General features: G+C 39.1%; 22 protein-coding genes and 2 tRNA genes. 11 read left to right on the top strand and 13 right to left on the bottom strand.

The annotated features are described in order from the left end of the window. Positions 1–142: 142 nt before the first annotated feature. From IEV36_RS00295 to IEV36_RS00280, 4 genes are all read right to left on the bottom strand, one after another. Positions 143–352 carry a cold-shock protein gene (locus IEV36_RS00295; protein ID WP_004771798.1) on the bottom strand — a complete coding sequence of 70 codons (210 nt, stop codon included), beginning with the start codon at positions 350–352 and terminating at the stop codon, positions 143–145. Between the two features lie 647 nt (positions 353–999). Further along, positions 1,000–1,209 (bottom strand): cold-shock protein, encoded by a 210-nt coding sequence (locus tag IEV36_RS00290; RefSeq protein WP_004661816.1) that lies wholly within the window; start codon positions 1,207–1,209, stop codon positions 1,000–1,002. A gap of 107 nt (positions 1,210–1,316) precedes the next feature. Beyond that, positions 1,317–1,550, bottom strand: a complete 234-nt coding sequence (locus tag IEV36_RS00285) for a hypothetical protein (RefSeq protein ID WP_004771797.1) — start codon at positions 1,548–1,550, stop codon at positions 1,317–1,319. A gap of 189 nt (positions 1,551–1,739) precedes the next feature. Beyond that, positions 1,740–1,816 (bottom strand) — tRNA-Met (locus tag IEV36_RS00280). 320 nt (positions 1,817–2,136) lie between these two features. On the opposite strand from IEV36_RS00280, the gene ruvC reads away from it, so the two are divergent. Further along, positions 2,137–2,682, top strand: coding sequence for a crossover junction endodeoxyribonuclease RuvC (gene ruvC / locus IEV36_RS00275; RefSeq protein ID WP_004771796.1), 546 nt, complete (start codon positions 2,137–2,139; stop codon positions 2,680–2,682). Here ruvC and IEV36_RS00270 read toward each other — a convergent pair. Beyond that, entirely contained in the window at positions 2,679–4,172 is a 1,494-nt protein-coding gene (locus tag IEV36_RS00270) for a bifunctional ADP-dependent NAD(P)H-hydrate dehydratase/NAD(P)H-hydrate epimerase (RefSeq protein ID WP_005257127.1), read from the bottom strand. The two genes, ruvC and IEV36_RS00270, sit on opposite strands and share 4 nt — an antisense overlap. A gap of 23 nt (positions 4,173–4,195) precedes the next feature. Here IEV36_RS00270 and queG point away from each other — a divergent pair, with 23 nt between their 5' ends. Next, positions 4,196–5,320, top strand: a complete 1,125-nt coding sequence (gene queG / locus IEV36_RS00265; protein WP_005257126.1) for a tRNA epoxyqueuosine(34) reductase QueG — start codon at positions 4,196–4,198, stop codon at positions 5,318–5,320. A gap of 79 nt (positions 5,321–5,399) precedes the next feature. Further along, positions 5,400–6,389: a biotin synthase BioB gene (gene bioB / locus IEV36_RS00260; protein WP_005257125.1), complete on the top strand. Its 990-nt coding sequence runs from the start codon at positions 5,400–5,402 to the stop codon at positions 6,387–6,389. Between the two features lie 44 nt (positions 6,390–6,433). On the opposite strand, the gene IEV36_RS00255 is transcribed toward bioB, so the two are convergent. Next, positions 6,434–6,646, bottom strand: coding sequence for a hypothetical protein (locus tag IEV36_RS00255; RefSeq protein ID WP_005257124.1), 213 nt, complete (start codon positions 6,644–6,646; stop codon positions 6,434–6,436). A gap of 135 nt (positions 6,647–6,781) precedes the next feature. Then, complete coding sequence (locus IEV36_RS00250) at positions 6,782–7,129, bottom strand: hypothetical protein (RefSeq protein WP_004771788.1); 348 nt, start codon at positions 7,127–7,129, stop codon at positions 6,782–6,784. A 485-nt stretch (positions 7,130–7,614) separates the two neighbouring features. Between IEV36_RS00250 and IEV36_RS00245 the strand changes: the two genes are divergently transcribed. The 7 genes from IEV36_RS00245 (at position 7,615) to IEV36_RS00215 (ending at position 16,660) form a co-directional block, all read left to right on the top strand. Further along, positions 7,615–8,148: a fimbrial protein gene (locus IEV36_RS00245; RefSeq protein ID WP_005257123.1), complete on the top strand. Its 534-nt coding sequence runs from the start codon at positions 7,615–7,617 to the stop codon at positions 8,146–8,148. A gap of 81 nt (positions 8,149–8,229) precedes the next feature. Then, positions 8,230–8,964 (top strand): fimbrial biogenesis chaperone, encoded by a 735-nt coding sequence (locus tag IEV36_RS00240; protein WP_005257115.1) that lies wholly within the window; start codon positions 8,230–8,232, stop codon positions 8,962–8,964. A 55-nt stretch (positions 8,965–9,019) separates the two neighbouring features. Continuing rightward, a complete protein-coding gene (locus IEV36_RS00235; protein ID WP_005257114.1) occupies positions 9,020–11,590 on the top strand; it encodes a fimbria/pilus outer membrane usher protein in 2,571 nt (856 codons plus the stop codon). Then, a complete protein-coding gene (locus IEV36_RS00230; RefSeq protein ID WP_005257113.1) occupies positions 11,587–12,636 on the top strand; it encodes a fimbrial protein in 1,050 nt (349 codons plus the stop codon). The genes IEV36_RS00235 and IEV36_RS00230 overlap by 4 nt, the downstream gene beginning before the upstream one ends. A gap of 268 nt (positions 12,637–12,904) precedes the next feature. Continuing rightward, the gene (locus IEV36_RS00225) at positions 12,905–13,198 is read left to right on the top strand and encodes a hypothetical protein (protein WP_005257112.1); all 294 of its coding nucleotides are present in this window, start codon (positions 12,905–12,907) and stop codon (positions 13,196–13,198) included. A 659-nt stretch (positions 13,199–13,857) separates the two neighbouring features. Further along, positions 13,858–15,186, top strand: a complete 1,329-nt coding sequence (locus IEV36_RS00220; RefSeq protein WP_004771781.1) for an MFS transporter — start codon at positions 13,858–13,860, stop codon at positions 15,184–15,186. A 4-nt stretch (positions 15,187–15,190) separates the two neighbouring features. Further along, complete coding sequence (locus IEV36_RS00215) at positions 15,191–16,660, top strand: aldehyde dehydrogenase family protein (RefSeq protein WP_005257111.1); 1,470 nt, start codon at positions 15,191–15,193, stop codon at positions 16,658–16,660. Between the two features lie 94 nt (positions 16,661–16,754). On the opposite strand, the gene IEV36_RS00210 is transcribed toward IEV36_RS00215, so the two are convergent. The 6 genes from IEV36_RS00210 to IEV36_RS00185 all read right to left on the bottom strand — a co-directional run bounded on the left by IEV36_RS00210 (position 16,755) and on the right by IEV36_RS00185 (position 23,171). Further along, positions 16,755–17,885 carry an alpha-hydroxy-acid oxidizing protein gene (locus IEV36_RS00210; RefSeq protein WP_005257110.1) on the bottom strand — a complete coding sequence of 377 codons (1,131 nt, stop codon included), beginning with the start codon at positions 17,883–17,885 and terminating at the stop codon, positions 16,755–16,757. Positions 17,886–17,931: 46 nt separating this feature from the next. Further along, positions 17,932–19,623 carry a D-lactate dehydrogenase gene (dld, locus tag IEV36_RS00205; RefSeq protein ID WP_005257109.1) on the bottom strand — a complete coding sequence of 564 codons (1,692 nt, stop codon included), beginning with the start codon at positions 19,621–19,623 and terminating at the stop codon, positions 17,932–17,934. A 43-nt stretch (positions 19,624–19,666) separates the two neighbouring features. After that, entirely contained in the window at positions 19,667–21,247 is a 1,581-nt protein-coding gene (mdlC, locus tag IEV36_RS00200) for a benzoylformate decarboxylase (protein ID WP_005257108.1), read from the bottom strand. Between the two features lie 159 nt (positions 21,248–21,406). Next, positions 21,407–22,297, bottom strand: coding sequence for a LysR family transcriptional regulator (locus IEV36_RS00195; RefSeq protein ID WP_005257107.1), 891 nt, complete (start codon positions 22,295–22,297; stop codon positions 21,407–21,409). A gap of 266 nt (positions 22,298–22,563) precedes the next feature. Next, on the bottom strand, positions 22,564–22,995 hold the full coding sequence (locus IEV36_RS00190) for a hypothetical protein (protein ID WP_005257105.1): 432 nt from the start codon (positions 22,993–22,995) through the stop codon (positions 22,564–22,566). A gap of 99 nt (positions 22,996–23,094) precedes the next feature. Next, positions 23,095–23,171: transfer RNA gene (locus IEV36_RS00185), tRNA-Ile, on the bottom strand. Between the two features lie 277 nt (positions 23,172–23,448). Between IEV36_RS00185 and IEV36_RS00180 the strand changes: the two genes are divergently transcribed. Continuing rightward, positions 23,449–23,994 carry a 1-acyl-sn-glycerol-3-phosphate acyltransferase gene (locus tag IEV36_RS00180; RefSeq protein ID WP_032863876.1) on the top strand — a complete coding sequence of 182 codons (546 nt, stop codon included), beginning with the start codon at positions 23,449–23,451 and terminating at the stop codon, positions 23,992–23,994. Positions 23,995–24,042 lie beyond the last annotated feature (48 nt).

Raw genomic sequence — 24,042 nt, 5'->3', positions numbered from 1 at the left:
TTTTAACATATTATTTCACAGGCTTTTAGGTTAATTACAAGAGTAACCACTACGTGACCTATGTGTTAAACCGTTCACTAAAATCCTTTTGCCACAAAAAAAAGCCCACATGAGGTGAGCTTTCTTTTTACTGGTCTAAAAATTAGATAACAGTGATAAGGGTTGCTTGTGGTCCTTTCTTACCTTGACCAAGTACGAAAGAAACGCGTTGGCCTTCTTGTAATACTTTAAAACCTTTGCTTTGGATTTCGCTGAAGTGTGCAAAAACATCTTCACCAGAATCAGCTTGAATGAAACCAAAACCTTTAGTTTCGTTAAACCACTTAACAGTACCGGTAACTGTATCAGACATACTTTTAAACCTTTTAAAATTTGTTCATTTATAAATTAAATCAAAATTTTCTAATCATGATTTAACTTAATCTATCTTTATTTGATAGATACTGCAAGCATACCAAACTTTAAGCCAAACGAGATAGTAGATTAATAGAAGTATAAAAAGTTTTATCTGCTAAGTGAGCAATATTACGTTTTAATAAATCGCCTAGTTCCAAAAACAGGATTTACTTTTAAATCAAAAAATTACATCAAAAATTTACCTGTAAAATAGTGAATAGCTCAAATAGATCAATGTAGTGCATAGAAAAAATATCTTAATTTTTTACATTTGAGTTATTTTTTGCATGATGATTTCACCCAAAAAATGGTTTTTCATTTCAAATTTAGCCTTGAGCCACTCAAGCATTTTCCTATCAGAAAATGAACTCACTCCGGTTTAAGCAAACTTATGTGGCTTACTTTCATTCTATCGAAATAAGCCCCTTCACCTCATCTGCTTCAAAGGCAGAATAACGAGTGACTAAATTTTTATGCTGTTTCGGCAGTAGCCCCTAAGTAAAGATTTATAGATTGACCAAAATGTGTGAGTGGCAATCAATGACAATTTTCTAGGTATAAAAAAAGCCCACATAAAGTGAGCTTCATTTTCAAGCAATCTTATTAGATAACTTTAATCGTTGTTGCTTGTGGTCCTTTTTTACCTTGACCAAGTACAAACGAAACGCGTTGGCCTTCGTTTAATACTTTGAAACCATTGCTTTGGATTTCGCTGAAATGTGCAAAAACATCTTGACCAGAGTCAGCTTGAATGAAACCAAAACCTTTAGTTTCGTTAAACCACTTAACAGTACCAGTAACTGTATCAGACATACTTTTAAACCTTTAAACTTTGTTCATTTATGAGTTAAATCAAATTTTTAATATTGATCTAACTCAATCTATCTTTAACAAATAGATACTTCAAGTGCGTAAACTATCTATATTAATCGATAAAGCTGATTAACATCGGTATAGAAACTTTTGCCATCTAGATTAAAGTCAATTTCCTGACCGGATTCTAGCTGGATCTTCTTTCCAACTTCTACCCATTTAAAACCATTCAACGTATTCTGTTGACGTTTCATCGGGATAATTTGCACACAAATTTCATTGCCATTACTGGCTTTGGCTACACGCCATTCATTAATAATTTTCAACACAAAATCACTCATTCCTGAGCTCAAGTGATCGATTTGGATTTACTATAACGCTAGATATATGGAGAGAGGTAAACTACAATTCTAGAATCTAATAATTTTTAGCTTTCTTTAGGGTTATTTCAGCTAACTTAATTGCTGTCTAATCTTTCAGATAACAACAACTCAATAATCACAGAGCTAATATTCGATTAACTTTAAAAGTGGTAGCGGGAGCTGGATTTGAACCAACGACCTTCGGGTTATGAGCCCGACGAGCTACCAGACTGCTCCATCCCGCAACAACATATTGATCAACATCTTCGATCAATGAGATGCTTTATACGCCCATCTCCCCCACAATGCAAATTTTTTTTATAAAAATCACGTAATTTACGGCCTAATGCTCAAATTAAATACAAATCGTTCAAAATACCCCCGCAATTTACTTAAATGATTGATCTATAAAAATGAGCCAAAATTTAAAAATATTGAACAGATCAAACCGCATTTGCTGAATAAATCCTCTATTTTCTTATAATTCAAAATCCTACAAAAATATTATGCATCGAAAAGCCCGCTATGTAACAATATCAACAATCTTTCATTTTTATAGTTCGACATGTCATTAATTATTGGTATTGATCCTGGTTCACGCTTAACAGGTTATGGAATTATCGAAAAAGATGGCAATAAACTACGTTTTGTCGATGCAGGAACCATTCGTACCGAAACTCAGGAAATGCCAGAGCGTTTAAAACGTATCTTTGCAGGGGTTGAACGGATTGTTAAATTTCATGGCCCGACTGAAGCGGCTGTAGAACAAGTCTTTATGGCACAAAACCCCGATTCGGCATTGAAACTCGGTCAGGCACGCGGTGCTGCAATTGCCGCTCTGGTGAATCTAGATTTACAAGTGGCTGAATATACCGCACGACAAATTAAACAGTCTGTGGTCGGTTACGGTGCAGCAGATAAAGAACAAGTCCAAATGATGGTGATGCGTTTACTCAATCTAAGTATCAAACCACAATCAGATGCAGCCGATGCCCTTGCCGCAGCCATTTGTCATGCGCATGCTTCTGGTAGTATGAGTAAAATGGCTGTACTCAATGCATTAGGTGGCATGGCACGAGGCCGTAGCCGTGCCAGCACCAGACGCCGTTAATCATTCTGATTCACCACCTGATAAATCATTTTTCCCATGTCATGCGCCTGTAAACCTCGTATACCATTTTCAGCCAGCAAATCACCTGCCTGTGCATGTAAGGTCACAATCTCGTGCAAAGCAATTTGCTGATGAAACTGCGCTTTTAAACTGGCAATCATGCCTGCCAGTACATCCCCCATTCCACCTGTGCCCATGCCAGCATTACCTTGGGTACAGATAAATAATTCTTTCTCTAAAATGAGACTGCCCGCGCCTTTAAGCACCCATTGTCCGCCGCACTTTTGTTGCAGTTGCTGAATGGCTGCAATTCGGTCTTGTTCAATTTCTTTTGCACTACAACCGAGTAGGGTCGCCGCCTCACCTGAGTGCGGTGTTGCATATACATGATTATTTAATTGTTGCGGATATTTTGCCAAAAACCAGAGTCCATCTGCATCCAGCACCACTTCTAAGTGTGAATTTTGATTCAGTAGTTCAAACCATTGCTGATAAATATGTTCAGCCCATTGATCCCGCCCTAAGCCCATGCCAAAACATACAGCATCCACCTGTTTAAGTAACTGCTCAATCTCTTCTTGATCCAAGCTATTGATGTCGCGCACCATAATATTGGGCGAACGCGCCAAAATAGCCTGATGGTGTTTTGCATGACAAACAATACTGACTTTGCCCGCCCCAGCATGAAAAGCCGCCTCAGCAGACATGATGACGGCGCCACCCATATCCGCATGCCCTCCAACAACCAGCACATGTCCATAGCTGCCTTTATGTCCAAAAGCTTGTCGCTTTGGCAAGATAACTTTCTCTGGAGATAAATAAGCGAGCGATTTTAATTCTGTATCTGTTGGAATGAGACGAAGAAGATGTAATTTTCCGACATATTGTTTGCCTTGCCCCGTGAATAGCCCTGCCTTATAACCCAAAATTGTAAAAGTCTGATCCGCCTGCACAGCAACGGGTAAAGCCTGCCCTGTATTGGCCTGCAAACCGCTAGGAACATCGATAGAGATTTTTAAACCCGTTTGTGCATTGAAGAGCTGAATGATATCTTGCCAATGTTGGTCGAGTTCCCGATTCAAGCCAATTCCAAATAAAGCATCAATATGACAGTCAAAGGTCGGAATTTCTTGATGGACAGCTTTTTCAGACAAGACATAATCTAGGCTTTGAATATCAACTTGCTGCTTTTGTGCATAAGCTGCTGCTTGTCTTAAATCTGCAGATTGACCAAGTTCAGCCGCAAAGATCGTCACTTTTATTCCCTGCTGCTTTAAATAGGCAGCAATATAGTAACCGTCTCCAGCGTTATTGCCTTGTCCGCACCAAACTGCGATCTTTTGAATTTTCTTTGGCTTAAATTGCGCAATTAACTGTTGCGAGATCGCCCAAGCTGCTTGCTGCATAAGCCCTAATGATGAATTTTGCTGAGCAAACCAACGCTGTTCCCATGCTTGGATACTCTGGCTATGGTAAACTACACCTTGCATGTTCTCTCCCTCATTCTTGGTTTATGGCTTCAACCTCTTCATCTCCGACACAATCTCAAAAGATTGAACTACAGCAGCTCGATCCACAAGCACTTAAGGCTTGGATTAAACAACAAGCTCTGGATCTGGGTTTTTCTGATTGTGTCATTGCCAAACCAGATGCTCAAGATCAAATGCCTCGTTTTAAAGAATATTTAGAACGTGGTTACCATGCAGACATGCACTATTTAGAGGAAAATCTGGAAAAGCGTGCAGATCCGACCTTGCTCGTACCAGGTACAAAAAGCATTATTTGTGTGCGTATGAACTATCTTGTGGCATCGCCGAAGCCCCGTTATATCCCTTTTGAACCAAATTCAGCCATTATTGCGCGTTATGCTCGCGGACGTGATTACCATAAAGTCATGCGTGGGCGACTTAAAACTTTAGCCACGCGGATCAGGGAAAAAGTCGGTGATTTTGAATCACGTCCGTTTGCTGACTCTGCGCCTATTTTTGAAAAATCACTTGCTGAAAGTGCAGGAATGGGATGGACAGGCAAACATACTTTATTGATTCATAAAAAGTCAGGTTCTTTCTTTGTTTTAGGTGAACTATTTACCTCACTGGAACTGCCTTTTGATGAACCAGCGACTGCACATTGTGGCTCATGTACTGCCTGTATCGACATTTGTCCCACCCAAGCGATTGTTGAACCCTACATGCTCGATGCCAGAAAATGTATCGCTTACCTCACCATTGAATATAAAGGAATTATTCCGGAAGAATTACGTGCAGGAATTGGCAACCGTATTTTTGGTTGTGATGACTGCCAACTGATTTGCCCATGGAATAGCTTTGCCAAAACTGCATCTATTCCAGATTTTGATCCGAGACATGGTCTGGATAATATCAGCCTGCTTGATATCTGGCGCTGGGATGAAGCTACTTTTCTTGCCAATACTGAGGGTAGCCCGATCCGCCGTACAGGATATCAATCCTTCAAACGTAATATTGCAATCGGTCTGGGAAATGCTCCATACTCAGCTGAAATTGTCACGCACTTGCAAGACGCAAAAATGTGGCACGACGAGATTGTCAATGTACATATTGACTGGGCAATTCAGCAGCAATTGCAACAGGTCGATGTACTCCAAATAGAAAAATGATGTTTTTTGCCCTTTGGCTTTGGCACGATTTCTGTATGATTAGTCTCAATGTTTGTCATCAATCATCATGGATATAACAATGACCTTACGTAATGACTGGACTCGTGATGAAATCCAAGCTCTATATGATCAACCTTTTTTAGACTTAGTATTTAAAGCGCAAAGCGTACACCGCCAACATTTCCAAGCAAATTCGATTCAGGTCAGTACCCTTCTTTCAATTAAAACGGGTAAATGTCCTGAAGATTGTAAATATTGTTCGCAATCGGCGCATTACGATTCAAAACTAGAAGCTGAAAAACGTATCGCTGTTGATAAAGTCATTCGTGAAGCACAGTCAGCAAAAGAGTCTGGCTCTTCTCGTTTCTGCATGGGCGCTGCTTGGCGTAATCCGCATGAACGTGACATGCCTTATGTGCTGGAAATGGTACGTGAAGTGAAAGCGTTAGGTCTTGAAACCTGTATGACTTTAGGTATGTTGAATCAGTCGCAAGCCGAGCGTTTAAAAGATGCAGGCCTCGATTATTACAACCACAATCTGGATACTTCTCGCGAATACTATTCTCATATTATTAGCACCCGTACTTTTGATGATCGTCTGGATACTTTAGATCACGTTCGTCAAGCAGGGATGAAAGTATGTAGTGGCGGTATCGTCGGTTTGGGTGAAAGCCGTGATGACCGTATTGGCCTGTTACATGAACTGGCAACCATGCCTGTACATCCTGAATCAGTGCCAATCAACATGCTGGTTCCTATTGAAGGTACACCACTTGCTGATGTCGAAAAGCTGGATGTAACCGAATGGATTCGTACCATTGCTGTTGCACGTATCATCATGCCACATAGTTATATCCGCCTTTCAGCAGGCCGTGAGTCACTCAGTGATTCTGATCAGGCGCTTGCATTTATGGCTGGTGCAAACTCGCTATTCTCTGGCGACAAATTATTAACCACACCAAATGCTGGCGAAGGCAAAGATCAGATCTTATTTGCTAAATTAGGTTTAACCGCAGAAAAACCAAAACCGACTGTTGCAGAACTTTCGGTCGATGCCATGAGTGCATAAATGAAAAAGCCTTGTCAAATGACAAGGCTTTTTTTAGATGAAAATTAGATTGATGTCACCAGAATGCCATACTTGGCAGTTAGATACATCCCGACTCGAATAATATCCACGCCTGCTGCATGTGAAACTGAAAGTTCCTGTGTATGCACATCAAAATGCAATGAATCGAAAACTTCTTGATGATGCATTAACCATGTCATTGTATCTGCCATATTTTCATCAGCAGTATACGTTTCTGATTTAAAATCCTTACCCATTAAGCCAATCTAATCATTGAATACATGACACTATCATAGCGAATAGACAGCTTTAAATCAGCTAAGTCAAAGACATTTAGCGATATGAATTTTCGCTAAATGTCTCAATAAGCCTTGGTCTTTTTAAGATTCAGTTTAAGCAGCCTTTGGATTCACAATCATCTGACCTGATTTCAGGCTTGCAACTGCTTTAGGATTAAATTCCAGTGTCAGTACGTGATTGTCTAAATGGACGTGATACGAACGAATCAATGACTGCTGCCCTTCATCTGTTTCAAGCACATATTCATCAGCAATATTTAAAATACCTTCCAGATTTGTCGTACTTGAAGCGCGGTCATGGCTAAACAAATCATAGATAGTTTGTAGATTAAAGCTGGTTTGCTCTTCCAATGGGTGACTCTTCAAATGGCTTTCTAGGAATAAAACAAACTTATGTGCAAAGAAATAGTAGTTAGGTTTGTGGGTATAAAGCATGTTCATTGAAAGCTCCTTTCGGTGTTTTTTTCATCTAATCATGACTAAAAAACTAAGGTTTCAATCTTAAAAAATTCTTAAAAAAAGTTTGATGTTTTTGTTAACAGCAAGAAAGTCTGTTATCATACTTAAGTACTTCTTAATTTATTTTTTACCATTTGTTAAAAAATACACACTTTCTCTCATACCTATTATTCAAAAAAGTTAAACAGTTTGGTCATTTTTATTAATGAAAAAAACAATAAATCATAAGCAAAATTAAATAAACCAACTAAAAAAGTTGGTTTAAACACTATATAAATCAATAAAACATAATACATATCAACAATTTATTTTAAATCGGAAATTTCGCTTAAAATAAAACCAAAAGTGTGACGTAAGTTGCGGTTTTTAATAAAAATGATATATTCGTCGCATTACTTTTCTGGGAAGAATCCATCGGGAAAAGTAATGTACTTCCATTTTTAAGCTGATGTATTCGAGAAATTATTATGAAAAAACTTGCTTTAATCGCTGCACTTTCGGTTGTCGGTATTGCTCAAGCTCAAGCTGCAGACGGTACAATTACAATCAATGGCTTAGTTACAGATAAAACTTGTGACATTATCACTCCTGCTGGCAAAGACTTTACAGTTGCTCTTCCTACTGTTTCAAAACAAACACTTGCAAACTCTGGTGATGTTGCTGGCCGTACACCATTCCAAATCAACTTGGCAAACTGTTCAGAAGGTAAAGTTGCAACTTACTTCGAACCAGGTGCAACTGTTGACTTCAATACAGGTCGCTTATTAAACCAAGCTGCTTCTGGCGCAAAAAATGTTGACGTTCAACTTTTAGGTAGCAACAACCAAGTAATTCCAGTACTTGCTGCTGGTAGCAATGGCGCTCAAGAAAACTCACAATGGGTTGACGTTGTTGAAGGCGGTGCTGCTGACCTTAACTACTATGCAGAATACTATGCAACTGGCGCTTCTACTGCTGGTGAAGTAACAACTTCAGTTCAATATACTATTATTTATCAATAATCTATTGATACTTGGGTTTCTGTGTTCGCACAGAAACCTTTTTACCGCACTTTTCCTATGAACCTTATTGAGAAGACTCAAATGTCATTGAACAGTCGTAATTTTTTGCTTGGTTTAGCGCTTTCTTCTGCAATCGTAACACCACTTTCTCATGCAGAGATCGTGCTACACGGTACACGTGTAATCTATCCTTCAGATGCGCGTGAAGTAACATTACAGCTCAGTAACAATGGCAACAAACCAGCGCTCGTTCAGGCCTGGATTGATGAAGGCGATCCTAAAAGTACACCAGACCAATCAAAAGTACCTTTTATGATTACACCGCCTATTTCTCGAGTAGAAGCAGCCAAAAGTCAGTCATTGCGTATTACAGCACTGCCGAATGCAAAGCAGCTGAATCAAAAACAGGAAACTGTGCTCTGGTTAAATGTGCTGGATATTCCACCAAAACCGACTGCTAAAGGTGAGGAAACCATTCCAGATAACTTTTTACAGCTTGCAATTCGTTCGCGTATTAAATTTTTCTATCGCCCTGCCAGTATTAAATCTGATGCGAATACCGCTGCAGAAAAACTGCAATGGCGTAAATCTGGACAAAAGTTGGTCATTAAAAACCCAACGCCATTCCACATTACAATGACAGCAATCTATCAATTTGACGGCAACAAGCGCGTTGATCTTTTACCTCAGGGCCTCATGCTCAGTCCTTTCTCTGAAGATCAAGTGCAACTAAAAACAACAAATACCGCAAAAATGAGCTTTGTAAATGTTAATGACTATGGTGGCCGCGTCGAGCAGCCTATCAACTTACAGTAACCCTTAAATATAAGCTCAATATTTAAAGCACCTATGTGAAATAGGCGAACCTCTTATGTTAAAAAAGCACACATCATATCGCTTATTGAAGCGACATATTTGCTATACGCTTGCGTCAGGGATAGTGACCATGACGGTTCCCATGTTAGTTCATGCGGAAGATTCAGTAAAAGCGCCGGCTGTGGAAGCAGAGTTTGACTCAAGCTTCCTGATTGGTGATGCACAAAAAATTGATATATCCCGCTTTAAATATGGCAATCCTGTTTTACCAGGGGAATATAACATTGATGTTTATATTAACGGTCAATGGTTTGGCAAACGCCGTATTGTGTTTCGTGCTACAGAACAAAATCAGAATGCATTTACCTGTTTTACCGCAAACTCATTACTTGAATATGGCGTAAAACAGGACGTTCTTGCGAGTCGGATTTCCGCTGCAAGTCCAAATGCTTGTCATAAAATCGAAGAATGGATCGAAGACGCCTACTACGATTTTGATACCTCCCGTTTGCGAATTGATATTTCCATTCCTCAAGTTGCATTACAGAAAAATGCGCAAGGCTATGTTGATCCAAGTATCTGGGATCGTGGTGTAAATGCAGGATTTTTATCTTATAGCGGTAGTGCCTACAAAATCTTTAACCGTTTAAATGACAATAATCAAGAAACCACCAATGCCTTCATGGCGCTCACTGCAGGAATGAATATCGCGGGTTGGCAATTGCGTCACAATGGTCAGTGGCAATGGCAAGACGGCGTACAAAATCAGCTAGATTCAAAAAAACAAAAAAAATCGACTTATGACGCAACCAGTACTTACTTACAAAGAGCCTTCCCTGCATATCGTGGCGTATTAACGGCTGGTGATAGCTTTACCAATGGTGAACTATTTGATTCATTTGGCTATCGTGGACTGGATTTTTCCAGTGATGATCGTATGTTACCAAACAGTATGCTGGGTTATGCGCCCCGTATCCGTGGTAATGCAAAAACCAATGCCAAAGTTGAAATTCGTCAGCAAGGCCAACTGATTTATCAAACGACAGTTGCACCAGGTAATTTTGAGATTAATGATCTTTATCCAACAGGATTTGGCGGTGAGCTTGAAGTCTCTGTCATTGAATCAAATGGTGAAGTACAGAAGTTTGGTGTTCCCTACGCTTCGGTCGTACAAATGTTACGTCCTGGACTCAGCCGTTACTCGCTGACTGCCGGTCAGTTCCGCGACAAAGAAATTGATCTTGATCCGTGGGTCACGCAAGGTAAATATCAGATCGGTATTAATAACTATATTACGGGCTATGCGGGTGCACAGTTAGCTGAAAAATATGCGGCTGTATTACTAGGTTCAGCCTTTGCGACTCCAATTGGTGCCGTATCGTTTGACGTTACTCATTCAGAAGCAGACTTTGAGAAACAAGGTTCACAAACGGGTCAGAGTTTCCGTCTAAGTTATAGCAAACTCATTTCACCGACCAATACCAACCTGACCTTGGCCGCTTATCGCTATTCGACCGAAAACTTTTATAAATTACGTGATGCCCTACTGGTACGTGATCTGGAAGATAAAGGGATCAATACCTATGCCGTTGGCAAACAACGTAGTGAATTCCAGATTACCTTAAACCAAGGTTTACCTGAGGGTTGGGGAAATATCTATGCAGTGGGTTCTTGGAATGATTACTGGAACCGTAACGAAACCAGTCGTCAATATCAGGTCGGCTATAGCAATAGCTATCATGGGTTAACTTATGGGCTTTCTGCAACCAATCGTCAAATTGAATATGGCAGTAACAATCAAACCCGTGATACTGAATATTTGATGACGCTTTCTTTCCCGATTAATTTTAGAAAGAATTCTGTTATCGTCAATGCTACCCAATCTCAAACCAACCGAACTGTTGGTATGAGTGGCATGGTTGGCGATCGTTTTAGCTATGGCTCATCGTTTTCTCATGAAGACCGAAACAACCCTAGCCTTAACGTAAATGCACGCTATCGAACTAACTTTGCAACTGTGGGCGGTTCTTATAGCATTGCAGATACCTATCAACAAACGATGCTCAGTGTCAGCGGTAATATCGTAGCGCATGATCAAGGTGTGCTGTTCGGCCCAGAACAAGGCCAAACTATGGTATTGGTTTATGCACCAGATGCAGCAGGCGCTAAAGTAAATAATACAGCGGGTCTGAGTATTAATCAGTCTGGTTATGCAGTTATTCCGTATGTGACACCTTATCGTCTAAATGACATTACCTTAGATCCGCAAAACATGTCGACTAATGTCGAGCTTGAGGAAACCAGTCAGCGTATTGCGCCTTATGCAGGTGCAATTGCCAAAGTAGATTTCTCTACTAAAAAAGGTTATGCCATTTATATTGACACCAAGACTGAAACAGGTGAAAACCTGCCATTTGCAGCACAAGTATTCAATGCTCAAGATGAAGCCATTGGGATCGTGGCACAAGGCAGCATGGTCTATTTACGTACTCAGGAACCACAAGGTAATTTGTATGTAAAATGGGGCAATGAAGCCAATGAGCAATGCCACTTCAACTATGATGTCACCGCACAACTTTCTAACGATCAGCAAAGCATGATCATGACCGAGGCCGTATGTAAATGAAAAAATTACTTTTAAGCAGTGCTCTGTTTACAGCGGGTCTTGGTGTATATGGTGAAGCGAATGCGGCGTGTGCGCCAACTGCTGGTTTTACCACTAAAGCCATTAGTATGGCTGTAGGTCGTGTTGTTGTTAGACCATCTGATAATGTTGGAAAAATCTTACGTAAAGCCACCTTCACTATCGACCCAAATAACTCAACAATTAACTGTACGAGAAACTCATCTGGTACTGTAAGAGCCGATTTAACCCAGCAATATCCTGTAAGTTCTCTGGGTAATAATATCTATACAACGAATATTCCCGGTATTGGTATCCGTTTATATCGGGAAGCACAAAATAATGCCAACTTCTCAGGCTATTATCCATATGCAAGAACAATTACCGGTGGCCCCTACTGGAACGGTACAAATTACTCCCTCGATACAGGTTATTTTGTCGTAGAAATTGTTAAAACAGCGACACAAACAGGATCTGGAGCTTTGGTACCGGGTCAATATAGTAGTTATTATTTAACAAGTCACCCGGGTCGCCCTATTTTAACGAGTCACGTTTACGGCAATGCAATTACCATCGCATCTTCCTCTTGTGAGCTTCAAGGAGATATTAATAAGGTTGTTCAGCTACCAACCGTCACTAAAGCCAGTTTTACAGGTGTTGGATCTACTCAAGGTGAACAATCTTTTGATCTGAATATTTTATGTAATGGCGGAGAGAATCCAACGGGCTACGAAGAAAAGAATCTGATTAGTTTAAGTTTTGACTATCAACAAGATGGCAATAATAATCAGGTAATGACCAATATCGCTCCGAATTCTACTAAAGCTCAAGGTGTAGGCGTACAATTACTTTCTACTTATCAAAATGTAGATCCTTTATCTCAGAATAAGGTGATTAGTAAAGGTGAGAAATTAGCGATAGGTTCTGTCAGCTCCAATCAAACCGTACAATTCAATATACCGCTGACCGCCCGTTATTATCAAACTGCCACCAAAGTAACAGCTGGTACTGTTCGTGCGATGGCAACAGTAACAATTCAGTACGATTAAGCTCTAAAAAAATCGCTTTCACACCTCCTCCCTAAATCTTTTATATAGGATTTAGGGATTTTTTCATTTTAAAAACAAATCACACTAAATAAATAATAAGTGATGCACAGCACAAAATAAGAAATTTATATTAATTATCATTTTATATAATATTCTTTAAATAGATCACATTTTAAATAAAAATTTTATATATATTTTCTTTTACGATTGATTCTGCAATATTTTTTATGTTAATTAATACTTAATACATTTATAAAAGGTATTAAATATGTATAAAAACATTTATAAATCTGCCCTAATTTTATCATTAATGGCATTTGCCTCGGTTAGTTATGCCACAGGTACAATCCAGATTAGTGGTAAAATCGTAGAAGATACTTGCTTTCAGCAACACTACAACATTGACTGTCAGCCATTGAATACCTTACGTAATAATGCTGAAGTACAAACCAGCTCTCTGAATGATTTAACTAATCAAATGCAAGAGAATGATCTCACAAGCATTAGTATTGAACAGTTACCTGAGCAAAATAGTGCTGTTGTGATTGCAAGTTATTATTAAAAAGAAGCTCATTTAAATACAAAATAAAGCGTGAATCCAATCACGCTTTATTCAATTAAATATAATAAATTCACAAAATAAAAAATCAAAAACTAGCTTTAAAGAGTATTTATTCTAATTTATTCCAACTCAATATATTTACCTTGTATTTAAATATCTATCTACTTCAAAAAATATCTTACTGACTCATATAATTTACAAAACAATCATTAAGCTTTGGATCTCATCCCAGCATAAAAAATGCCGTAAATATGAGCTTAAAACATCCACAGATGAGAAATGAAGAAATGAAGAAATGAAGAAATGAAGAAATGAAGAAATGAAGAAATGAAGAAATGAAGAAATGAAGAAATGAAGAAATTTTATTGCAATGCAGTCGAATAGTACTCGTAAAAACCCACAAAATATCAATAACCATTTGAAACTAATCAACTAAAATATAGGACAACTCTAGCATCTTCAAGCAGAAATGGGCAGATTCTATAGATAGGATATATATTGAATAATATTATTTATCAATTTGATCAATACTACTAATAAATCTAAGCTTAACATTGAGCGCTATAAAACAAGAATTCAAGGATGAGTTCGATATCTCATTAAATTTTAAAGGAAAAATAACTGAAAAGGAAATTTTCATTATCCAAAGGAAGGACTCAATGCAAAATATCAATGCTGCAAGGTTGATTGATCAAGCTTCATTAAATAAGCACCATAAAATTCTGGTTTTTTGGTGTTCCATCATTATGCTTTTTGATGGCTATGATCTGGTGATTTACGGTTCGGTATTACCTCATTTGATGACTGAATGGCAGCTTAGCCCCCAGACGGCAGGATTGCTGGGCGCAGCATCATTAATGGGTATGATGGTCGGTGCGATTACTCTCGGCATGGCAGCTGATAAATTTGGCCGTAAAAACGTCATTATTGCCTGTACGATTCTGTCGAGCCTTGCTGTCACCATGAATGGCTTTACCCATGATGTCATCAGTTTTTTTATATGCCGATTTCTAACGGGTTTGGGTTTAGGGGGGGCAGTTCCGAATCTGGTCACGATCGTGAAGGAAATGTCGCCAAGTACTCATCGCAACCGCTTAATCAATTTTGTTCTCGCCTTTTATGGCGTTGGCGCAATTATTTCAGGTCTGGCAGGCTTGTTCTTGATCTCTACTTTTGGATGGAAAATTGCCTTTTGGATTGCGGGGAGCAGTATTGTCATCGTCCCTTTTATGATGAAAACCTTTCCTGAATCCATCAGCTACCTGATTCATAAAAATCGTCAGACTGAAGTCGTCCAGACATTAAAAAAGCTGAATCCTCATCACATCCATCAACCTCAAATGCACTATGTGGTTGAGATGACAAGCAATACCCAGAAGAACCCTGTTCTAGGCCTATTTACCGAAGGCAAAGCATTCAGGACGTTCCTGATCTGGTCTAGCTTTGCGATGGTGATGTTAATGGTTTATGGCCTGAATACATGGTTGCCAAAACTTATGAATGTTGGTGGCTATTCTTTAGGTTCTAGTATTACTTTTTTGGTCACACTCAATATCGGTGCAATTTTAGGGACATTAGTATTTGGCGTCATTGCCGATAAACTTGGTGCCAAGAAAACGCTTGTTTTAGGCTACATATTGGCTGCGCTATCGATTAGTTGCCTCGGCTTTCATCCACCCAAGCTCATTCTGACCCTGTTATTGATTATCGCTGGCGGTGCAACTGTGGGCTCAATGGCGGTGATACATGCACTCGCAGCAGATTTTTATCCTGCCAATATTCGTTCCACAGGCGTCAGTTTTGCCGCTGCCATCGGTCGTTTTGGCGCAATTGCTGGCCCATTATTTGGTGGCTTCTTGCTCGCCCTTAATCTTCCTTTTGAGCAAAACTTCTTGGTATTTGCTATTCCCGGCATCATCGGTGCAATTACGATCGCCCTCTTTACACATCAGAAATTAAACCCAGTACAACAAATCGTTAAAGGATAATACGATGAATACTCAAGCCAATATTGTTGAACAGATTTGGAAAGAATATATTTTTCAGGGAAACTGGATTAAAACAAATAACTTATCAAGAGACATTATCAATCCAGCAACAGGCGAAATGATCTCAACTGTGCAACTTGCCTCACTAGATAACGTGAACAGTTCCGTCGAAATCGCTGTAGAAGCACAAAAATCGTGGAAAAATACCAGCTTTGAAAGCCGTGCCAAGATACTCAGAAAAGCAGCGCAATTTTTTGAAGAGAATATTCAAACCTTCATTGACTGGAATGTTCAGGAGTGTGGTTCAACATTGTTAAAAGCTGGCTGGGAAGCGAATGCCTGCATAGAACAGTTATATATGGCTTCCTCCATGCCGATGGCAGCAGCAGGAGAAATTTTCCCCTCCTCCATTTCAGGCAGAACAAACGTCTGGCAGCGTGTTCCTTTAGGTGTTGTAGGCGTCATTTCGCCGTGGAATTTCCCTTTATTGCTATCCATTCGTTCAATCGCACCCGCTTTGGCAATGGGTAATAGCGTGATTCTTAAGCCTTCAGAATTTAGTAATGTTACTGGTGGAGCCTTGCTAGCGTGGCTTTTCCAGATGTCAGGATTACCTGAGGGTAATTTTCAGGTGATCAGCGGCGAAAGTGAGATCGGTGAAGCATTGGTCAATCATCCGCTTGTTAATCTGATTTCTTTTACTGGCTCAACCGCTGTAGGCAAAAAAATTGCTGAATCTTGTGCCAAACAATTGAAAAAATGCGTGCTGGAATTAGGCGGTAATAACGCCATGATTATTTGCGAAGATGCAGATATAGATACTGCTGTAAACAATGCCGTTTGGGGTAGTTTTCTGCATCAAGGGCAAATTTGTATGCAAACAGGTCGCCATTTAGTACATCGCAGTATTGCAGATGAATATATTCAAAAACTAAAAGAAAAGGCGTCATCTCTCAAGGTTGGCGATCCATCTTCACCTGAAACTCAATTGGGCCCATTAATTAATGCCAATCAACATCAGAAAGTCTGCCGTATGGTTGAAACTGCGGTTGAACAAGGTGCGACTCTGGAATGCGGCGGTCAAGGAGATCAATTATTCTTCCATCCAGCCGTTGTGACCAATATCAGTAAAGACAATCCACTTTTTACACATGAAATTTTTGGCCCTGTCGCACCGATCCTGATTTTTGATGATATTGCAGAAGCTATTGAAATCGTAAACTCATCTAAATATGGTCTAGCTGTTGCCATTCATACGGCGCGCACCGCTTGGGCCTATGACTTAGCCAAAGATATTAAAAGCGGCATGATTCATATTAATGATCAAACCGTTAACAATGAATATCATGTACCGTTTGGAGGAATGGGAGAATCAGGATATGGTGGGCGCTTCGGTGGGCCAGCAAATTTTGATGAATTCAGTCAGCGCCAATGGGTCAGTATTTTAGATAAAGGGATTCAATATCCACTGTAAATATCTATTTAAATGCAATAAAAAAACCTAACACTTCAGTTAGGTTTTTTTATTGGTTTCTGAGTACCCTATTAAAAGGCTCGAACTTCTAAATTCATGGGCTTCGAGTAATATAGCGTGTATCCAGTTGCTTCACCGATGGGCATCCGATTTGTGCCAAAGTACGATCGACATCCTGTTTTAACAATGCAATCACTTCATTAACGCCAACCTCTCCTTTTGCAGCCAGTCCATATAAAGTCGCACGGCCCAAACATACCATATTCGCTCCCAGACATAAGGCTTTGACAATATCGGAACCACGTCTAAAACCACTATCGATAAAGACGGGTTGATGAATAGAACTGGAAATATCGTATAAGGCTTCCATCGGAGAAATACTACAATCGAGTTGGCGTCCACCATGATTGGAAAGAATGACCCCATCTGCACCACATTGAATGGCACTTTGAGCATCTTCCAGACGGACAATACCTTTGACCAGTAAAGTATGTGGCCAAATATCACGAAGCTTTTTTAAACTTTCCAGATTAAAACGGGTATCCATCTGACGGCTCATCAACGCAGCTTGTATTTCCAGACTCTGCGCCTCCGAAGTTACAAAATTAGCCAATTGTGGCATTCCCTGTTGAAGAAACCGCAATGACCAAGCTGGATGCAACATACCATCCAGCACCAAACTTGGTGAAAATCGTAGCGGAAGCGCAAACTCATTGCGAATATCTCGTTCTCGATAGCCATTTACTCCAACATCCAGAGTAATGACCAAAGTGGTATATCCCGCTTTTAGTGCTCGATGAACCATTTGAACCGCTAATTCTTCGTGTACAACATAGAGCTGAAACCACTTTTCACCATCACATGTTTGAGCAACATCTTCAATCGACATATTTGAAGCTGTCGAAAGCATGAAGGGAATATTCGCGCGGGCTGCACTTTTTGCCAGTAAAGCATCTGCTTTAGGCCAAAAAGAGCTATTTAAACCTGTGGGGGCAATTGCAAAAGGCGCATCCCATTTCTTATTAAAGAGCTCACAAGAAATGTCACGATGACTGATATCAATGAAACGCTGAGGCTTAAATCGCCATTGATCGAAAACGGATCGATTATGCTGTAGACCTTTTTCATCCTCAGCACCACCCTCTAAATAATCGAAAATAATCCGTGGCAGTTGAGCTTTGGCATGACGTCGATAGTCTTCAACATTGATGAATTGACGTGACACAACAGTTTCCCTTCTATTGGTTTTTCAGACAGATCCTTGTGGTTTTCTAATGCCAATGTTTCGCTTTACTGGTTTTACCAATACCAGGATTGAAACTATTGGTCGGATCCAGTTGCCTTAAATGTGCCTGATACGTTGGCGAAGCCTGATAGAGATGACCAACATTATGTTCTGCTGGATATTTTGCACCACGTGCCTTGAGATAAGAGAGAACCTCATTTTTAAATTGTTTGGCATCCACACCATCTTTAAGCAGATAGTCTTGATGTGATACCAGACAAAAGAAATGCCCACAGCAGCTTTCCATCATCACCTGTTTTTGCAGATGCTCGGGTAAACGAATTAACCACTGTTGATCATTTCGTCTAAATGCGACATCAAACGACACCAAACGCTGATTCGGATCAATTGATCGACTTTCGCAGTAGTAAACAACACAACCACCGACAGCAAAACGGATCAGAAATACATTCTTCTCTTCTTTTTTATTGCATAGAAAGAAATGTGCTTTCTTTCCAGAAAAGAAATCATTTAATAGTTTTTGCAATTCGTCTTTCTGTTGTGCATCAATCTTAATCATCAATAGATGCTGATACTTTTGGTGAAATTCTTGTATACGCGGCTCAATCCATGACGGCGAAAGGCGATTAAACAACTGAATACAACGATCAGCTGTATTGTTAGGCAAGAAAGGAACTTGTTTGAAAAATTGATCAATCTTTGATTTAAATGCAAATAAATTCGGGATTTTCTCAGCACCCCAGATATCAATCGCCTTATACATATGTTTTGCATAGCGTTGGGTCATCTCAAATGCATTTTTATGAATATATTCAGCTTGAATAGGCAGTTCCGATAAATGTTCTAATAAATATTTACGTAATTGAATGAACTGCAATTCATCATTACTCCCTATCAGATAGGTACTTGCCTCAGCAGCTGCGGCAAAAGTCGGTAAACGCACAGCAAAAACCGCTAATTTACCCGAACATCCAGCACTGTCATGTAGATATTCAGGATTGCCATTGTATCTTGTTGGCATTGCAGAAGTCGTATCTCTTAAGGTTGCGGCATAATCATCTGCCCATATACGTCCTTCCCAATGTTGTGAGTGCGCGGTTAAATAGTTTTTCTGTTCTAAATTTTGAAAAATTTCTTCGGGTGTAGCACCTAAATCAATTCCTAAGTGATTGACGAGAATTAAGCTTCCATTCTCATCAATTCGGGCAAATAGAGATTTTTCGGTATATGCAGGCCCTCTTTGAATCAGAGAACCTCCCGAGTTATTGCAAACACCGCCAATGACTGAGGCACCAATACAAGAAGAACCGATGACGGAATGAGGTTCACGACCATAAGGTTTTAACGCATTTTCCAGCTCTGTTAACGTGGTACCGGGAAAGGCAATTAACTGTGTTGCTTGCTCCAACAATTGCAAACCCTTCAATTTGCTTGTACTTATGACTACCACATCACGGTCATAATTATTTGAATCAGGCGTAGCCCCGCCTGTTACGCTGGTATTCGATGCCTGCAAGATCATGATGACATCATGCTGCACGCAAATCTCTAATACCTTCCATAGTTCCAATAAGGTTTCAGGAATGACCACAGCAATTGCATCACCTTTTCCAATCCGAAATCCTTTTAAATAAGGGGCCTTGGCAGATTCTTTCAGCAAAATCTGACGGGGTTTAAGCAAATCTTGAAATGCATCAATAACTGGGTTTTCTTGCATGTAACAGCATCCTATCTTGTAATTTTAAATCTGCCTCGACCCGTTAATTTTCTACTGTAACAATCTCCAGTAAAGTCGGTTGATCAGAGGCAAGCGCCTGTTTAAATCGGCTGATAAATTCCGCATCATTGCTGATGCGATGCGCCTCAACACCATAACCTTGTGCAATCTGAGTAAAATCGATATCAGGAACATCCATTCCGGGGACATTTTCTGCTCTTAAAACATCAGCGAACCAACGTAATGCGCCATAGGTTCCATTTTTCAGAACAATAAAAATAACAGGAATTTTATATTGAGCGGCAGTCCATAATGCCGTAATACTGTAATTAGCGGAACCATCGCCAATGATTGCGACAACTCTACGTTGTGTGTGTGCCAACTGAATTCCTACAGCAGCAGGCATACCAAATCCAAGTCCACCTGCAGCAGCAAAGAAATAGCTACCCTGTCCTTTAATATTCAAGCGCTCCCAGAGAATGTTCATGGTTGAGGTAGATTCATTGGTAAAAATCGTATCCTCAGGCACCAGATCATTGAGCAAATCAAATAATCGTTCTGGCTTAATATAATTTCCTTGGCTAGGTTCTGCCAATTTAGCCCGTGGTCGAGGCGTAACCTCACCTTGTTTTTTCTCTACCACCTGACTTAAACGCGCCAAACTATCCTTTAAATCACAAATATAGCTTATTCCCATTGCTGCTCTAGCAGCTTCATGAATATCACAGCTAAAAGCAATTAATTCGGTATTTTCTCCGAGATACAGCCCAGGTTCATATTGGTGATAGCGAAATACAGGTGCACCGAAAACCAGTACCAAATCATAATTTTTAAAAATTGCTGAAATCCCCGCAATACTCGCTGGCAGGATTCCCTGAAAATAAGGATGCATGGTTGGAAAAGGACAGCGCGGTGAAGACGGTGCAATCCATACGGGGACATTTAAGGATTCTACAAATTGAAGCGCATTTTCATTTGCATATTGACGGTCAACATCTGTTCCGAGAACCACAGCAACTTTTTCAGCAGAATTAATTTTTTGAGCAATTGTTTGTAAATCATGATCGGATAAACATTGTGAAGATACGACATGCTTCCTTAATAAATGCTCGCTTTGTTCATCAACCTCGATATCCCAATCACTATAAGGTATGGAAACATACACAGGCCCAGCAGCTTCAGTTTTTGCAAGATCAATAGCACGACTGATCGCATGCGGAACTTCATTGGCACTTGCTGGCTCATGACTCCATTTCACCAAAGGTTTGGGTAATTGGGTTGCTTCTAAATTGGTTAATAAAGCTTCTACCCCCATCATGGCACGGGTTTGCTGCCCCGATGTAATCACTAGAGGCGTATGCGAGTTCCATGCATTACTTAAGGCCCCCATTGCATTACCTGTTCCCGCCGCTGAATGTAAATTTACAAATGCAGGCTGCCCTGTTGCCTGAGCATAACCATCGGCAATACCAACCACCGTACCTTCATGTAAACCTAAGATATATTGGAAATCAGCTGGAAAATTTTTTAAGAAAGGAAGCTCATTCGAACCAGGGTTTCCAAATACCTTGTTAATTTTATTTTTTCTTAAAATATCATAAGTATACTGCTGAACTGTTTTCACAATATTTCCTTGATTGTGTAATTCACTACAAATCTTAGAATCAGCCAAAATATAGATCAAATTAATAATAAATATTATCTCTTATAGCCCTTGTCTATGTAGAGTGGCTTTTTATTCAACATAACTTTTAAGCGAAAACAAAAACTCTCAATCATTCAGTCAGCTCTGCGAAAGCGTATCCTGTAAGAAATCGATAAACCATTTCTGAGCCATTATATCTCCAGCTTTTTTATACCAATGTAAGGTGACATCAATCTCAGGTAACTCAAATGGGAGGTCATAAATTTTAATATTGGTATTTGACTTAAAAAAAGCACCAATTCTCATGGGTACAGTCACAATGAGATTATGCTTTTCAATCAATTCATTCAAAATACTAAATTGAGGAACCCTTAATTTAATTTTACGTCGCAGACCTTTTTGGTTTAAATAGTTTTCAATCAGGTTATGTCCTGTAGATGCCAAAACAACTGCGTGATTTTCTTTTAAAAAGGTTTCCAGTGTTAACTGATGATTGACTAGCTGGATATCTTTACTGAGCAAACAGACATATTTTTCTTGAAATAATCTCAGGGTATTTAAATTTCTATCTTCTAAATTTCTATTACAGATCGCAGCATCAACTTTTCCTGTAATCAGCCAGTCCGTGAGCTTATTCATATCGACAGTAACGACTTCCAGAGAAATATTGGGTGCTATTTTTTCCAGACTTTCATAGATTTTTGGCAAAAAGTACATTGCCCCAATATCGGTTAACGCAATTTTGAAACAGCGTTCACTATTGGCGATATCAAAATTGGTGACTTTACTAATCGTATTTTCAATATCAATGAATGGCTGATTTAAAGACTCATAGAGCTGAGTTGAATACGCTGTAGGAATCATGCCATCTTTTGTTCTTGTAAATAGCTGATCCTTAAATATATATCTCAATCTCGATAAATTATGGCTCACAGATGGCTGTGTAATATTCAAACGCTCTGCCGCGATACTGACGCTTTGCGTATCGTAAATTGTTATAAATACTTTTACTAAATTGAGATCAATCATCATAGATACTGCTAATAGTAGTCTCAAGAAAACTAAGCTTTTAGCAATAGTAGAGTCAACCCTTGCAGAGATCTTTTTAATCGATCTGTTGTTTGAGGATGCTAATAAAATGAATTTGCTTACATACTACTTATGAGGACGTATAGAGGCTATGACATACTTTACAAGCTTGAGATAGTACCAATAAAAGTTTTTTACGAATTGTACTTACAGATGGTGTTTGACAGATATCCGCAAACTTATATGGGCTTAGAGTCATCCTTTTATTAATCATTTAGTAACTCTAATATTTTTTTAGATTTCTCTCTTATTGGTTCAGGATCTTTAGGGAGTGATAAGTTTACATAAAAATAACCTACACTCTTTTCACTAGGTGCTAATTCTGCTTTCTTAATATATTCGAAAAAATTGTCACTCAAGTAACGTAATTTCAGTGACTTTTTCTTATAGAAATAATTAATACTAGACATGTAATGAATATAAACATTCATCGATTTGTGTATGTTTTCATAATCAGAAATTGTTGGTTCGTCAACTTGATCCAAGAAGTACTTTTTTAAATCTTTTGACAACTCAAAGAGCCTACTACGTTTATCTCTATGAATATTTAATTTATGCCCAACTATAATCCCTACAAGAAAAGTAAAAATTGAAATACCACTTAGACCTAACCATGAGTTTTTAAAAATCTCTTCCACTAGGCTGCTCCATTTTAATTTATTTTATTTATATACTAATTACATAAATTTAAGCATTAAAAAAGCACTTACAATTAATGCATGTAAGTGCTTGATATATGGTGGGCCCACCGTGACTTGAACACGGGACCAACGGATTATGAGTCCGCTGCTCTAACCAACTGAGCTATAGGCCCTATAAATTTCAATCATATCGATATGATCAATGCTGCCTGATCTTAGTTAAATTTAACTTAAATTACAAGCAGATGATTTTATCAAACCACCAAAATAGTGTTAAAAATCATAAACTGCGCTGATTCTATCTGATCTCTATATAATGAGTAAAGCAAATATTGCACGGTTTTGATCATTAAAAAGCCACCCAGATTTCTATTATCTGAACTTTTCGGATATGTATTTTCCTCAAAACTCGTATTACACTGCGACCACACATTGCGAATGATCACGGATATGAAAAAGTTTTTAGGAAAATCTATTTTTAAAGCAACAGGTTGGAAATATAACGTTGATCCAGCAATCTTAGAAAAGAAACAAGTTATTATCGGTTTTGAACATACCTCCAATCTCGATACCATCCTCTCTCTGGCTTTATTTGAAATTTTAGAGATTAAAATTCATACACTGATTAAAAAAGAGTTATTCAAAGGCCCTTTAAAGCCTATTTTAGAGCATTTAGGCGGTATCCCTGTTGACCGCAAAGCCAGTAAAGATATTGTCACGCAAATGGTTGAGCTTTTTAACCAGAATGAGCGTTTTAATCTGGTCATTGCACCAGAAGCAACCCGTGCTAAAGATGGTGAGGCGCGTAAACCGATCCGTACTGGTTTCTGGCATATCGCAAAAGCTGCCAATGTGCCCATCATTCTGATGTATGCCAATGCACGTACCAAACAAGGCGGCATCTTGGGTAAAATCTACCCAACCGATCTACAGCAAGATCTGGAAAAAATCAAAGCGCTGTATGCGGAATACGATATTGATGTAAAAATTAATTAATTGATTCAATCTATTTGATCAATCTTTGATGCTTGATCAAGATTTTAA

This window comes from Acinetobacter vivianii (genome assembly GCF_014635885.1).
Lineage (GTDB): Bacteria > Pseudomonadota > Gammaproteobacteria > Pseudomonadales > Moraxellaceae > Acinetobacter > Acinetobacter vivianii.
This window is presented reverse-complemented; position numbering and strand designations above follow the sequence as displayed.

What these genes read in the sequence shown, in the direction of transcription:
- IEV36_RS00250 (WP_004771788.1), bottom strand. Translation starts at nt 7,129, where the DNA reads ATGAACATGCTTTATACCCACAAACCTAACTACTATTTCTTTGCACAT.
- IEV36_RS00225 (WP_005257112.1), top strand. Translation starts at nt 12,905, where the DNA reads ATGTATAAAAACATTTATAAATCTGCCCTAATTTTATCATTAATGGCA.
- IEV36_RS00180 (WP_032863876.1), top strand. Translation starts at nt 23,449, where the DNA reads ATGAAAAAGTTTTTAGGAAAATCTATTTTTAAAGCAACAGGTTGGAAA.
- dld (WP_005257109.1), bottom strand. Translation starts at nt 19,623, where the DNA reads ATGCAAGAAAACCCAGTTATTGATGCATTTCAAGATTTGCTTAAACCC.
- IEV36_RS00230 (WP_005257113.1), top strand. Translation starts at nt 11,587, where the DNA reads ATGAAAAAATTACTTTTAAGCAGTGCTCTGTTTACAGCGGGTCTTGGT.
- IEV36_RS00285 (WP_004771797.1), bottom strand. Translation starts at nt 1,550, where the DNA reads ATGAGTGATTTTGTGTTGAAAATTATTAATGAATGGCGTGTAGCCAAA.
- bioB (WP_005257125.1), top strand. Translation starts at nt 5,400, where the DNA reads ATGACCTTACGTAATGACTGGACTCGTGATGAAATCCAAGCTCTATAT.
- IEV36_RS00215 (WP_005257111.1), top strand. Translation starts at nt 15,191, where the DNA reads ATGAATACTCAAGCCAATATTGTTGAACAGATTTGGAAAGAATATATT.
- IEV36_RS00195 (WP_005257107.1), bottom strand. Translation starts at nt 22,297, where the DNA reads ATGATTGATCTCAATTTAGTAAAAGTATTTATAACAATTTACGATACG.
- IEV36_RS00270 (WP_005257127.1), bottom strand. Translation starts at nt 4,172, where the DNA reads ATGCAAGGTGTAGTTTACCATAGCCAGAGTATCCAAGCATGGGAACAG.
- IEV36_RS00255 (WP_005257124.1), bottom strand. Translation starts at nt 6,646, where the DNA reads ATGGGTAAGGATTTTAAATCAGAAACGTATACTGCTGATGAAAATATG.
- IEV36_RS00245 (WP_005257123.1), top strand. Translation starts at nt 7,615, where the DNA reads ATGAAAAAACTTGCTTTAATCGCTGCACTTTCGGTTGTCGGTATTGCT.
- queG (WP_005257126.1), top strand. Translation starts at nt 4,196, where the DNA reads ATGGCTTCAACCTCTTCATCTCCGACACAATCTCAAAAGATTGAACTA.
- IEV36_RS00295 (WP_004771798.1), bottom strand. Translation starts at nt 352, where the DNA reads ATGTCTGATACAGTTACCGGTACTGTTAAGTGGTTTAACGAAACTAAA.
- IEV36_RS00290 (WP_004661816.1), bottom strand. Translation starts at nt 1,209, where the DNA reads ATGTCTGATACAGTTACTGGTACTGTTAAGTGGTTTAACGAAACTAAA.
- ruvC (WP_004771796.1), top strand. Translation starts at nt 2,137, where the DNA reads ATGTCATTAATTATTGGTATTGATCCTGGTTCACGCTTAACAGGTTAT.
- IEV36_RS00220 (WP_004771781.1), top strand. Translation starts at nt 13,858, where the DNA reads ATGCAAAATATCAATGCTGCAAGGTTGATTGATCAAGCTTCATTAAAT.
- IEV36_RS00235 (WP_005257114.1), top strand. Translation starts at nt 9,020, where the DNA reads ATGTTAAAAAAGCACACATCATATCGCTTATTGAAGCGACATATTTGC.
- IEV36_RS00240 (WP_005257115.1), top strand. Translation starts at nt 8,230, where the DNA reads ATGTCATTGAACAGTCGTAATTTTTTGCTTGGTTTAGCGCTTTCTTCT.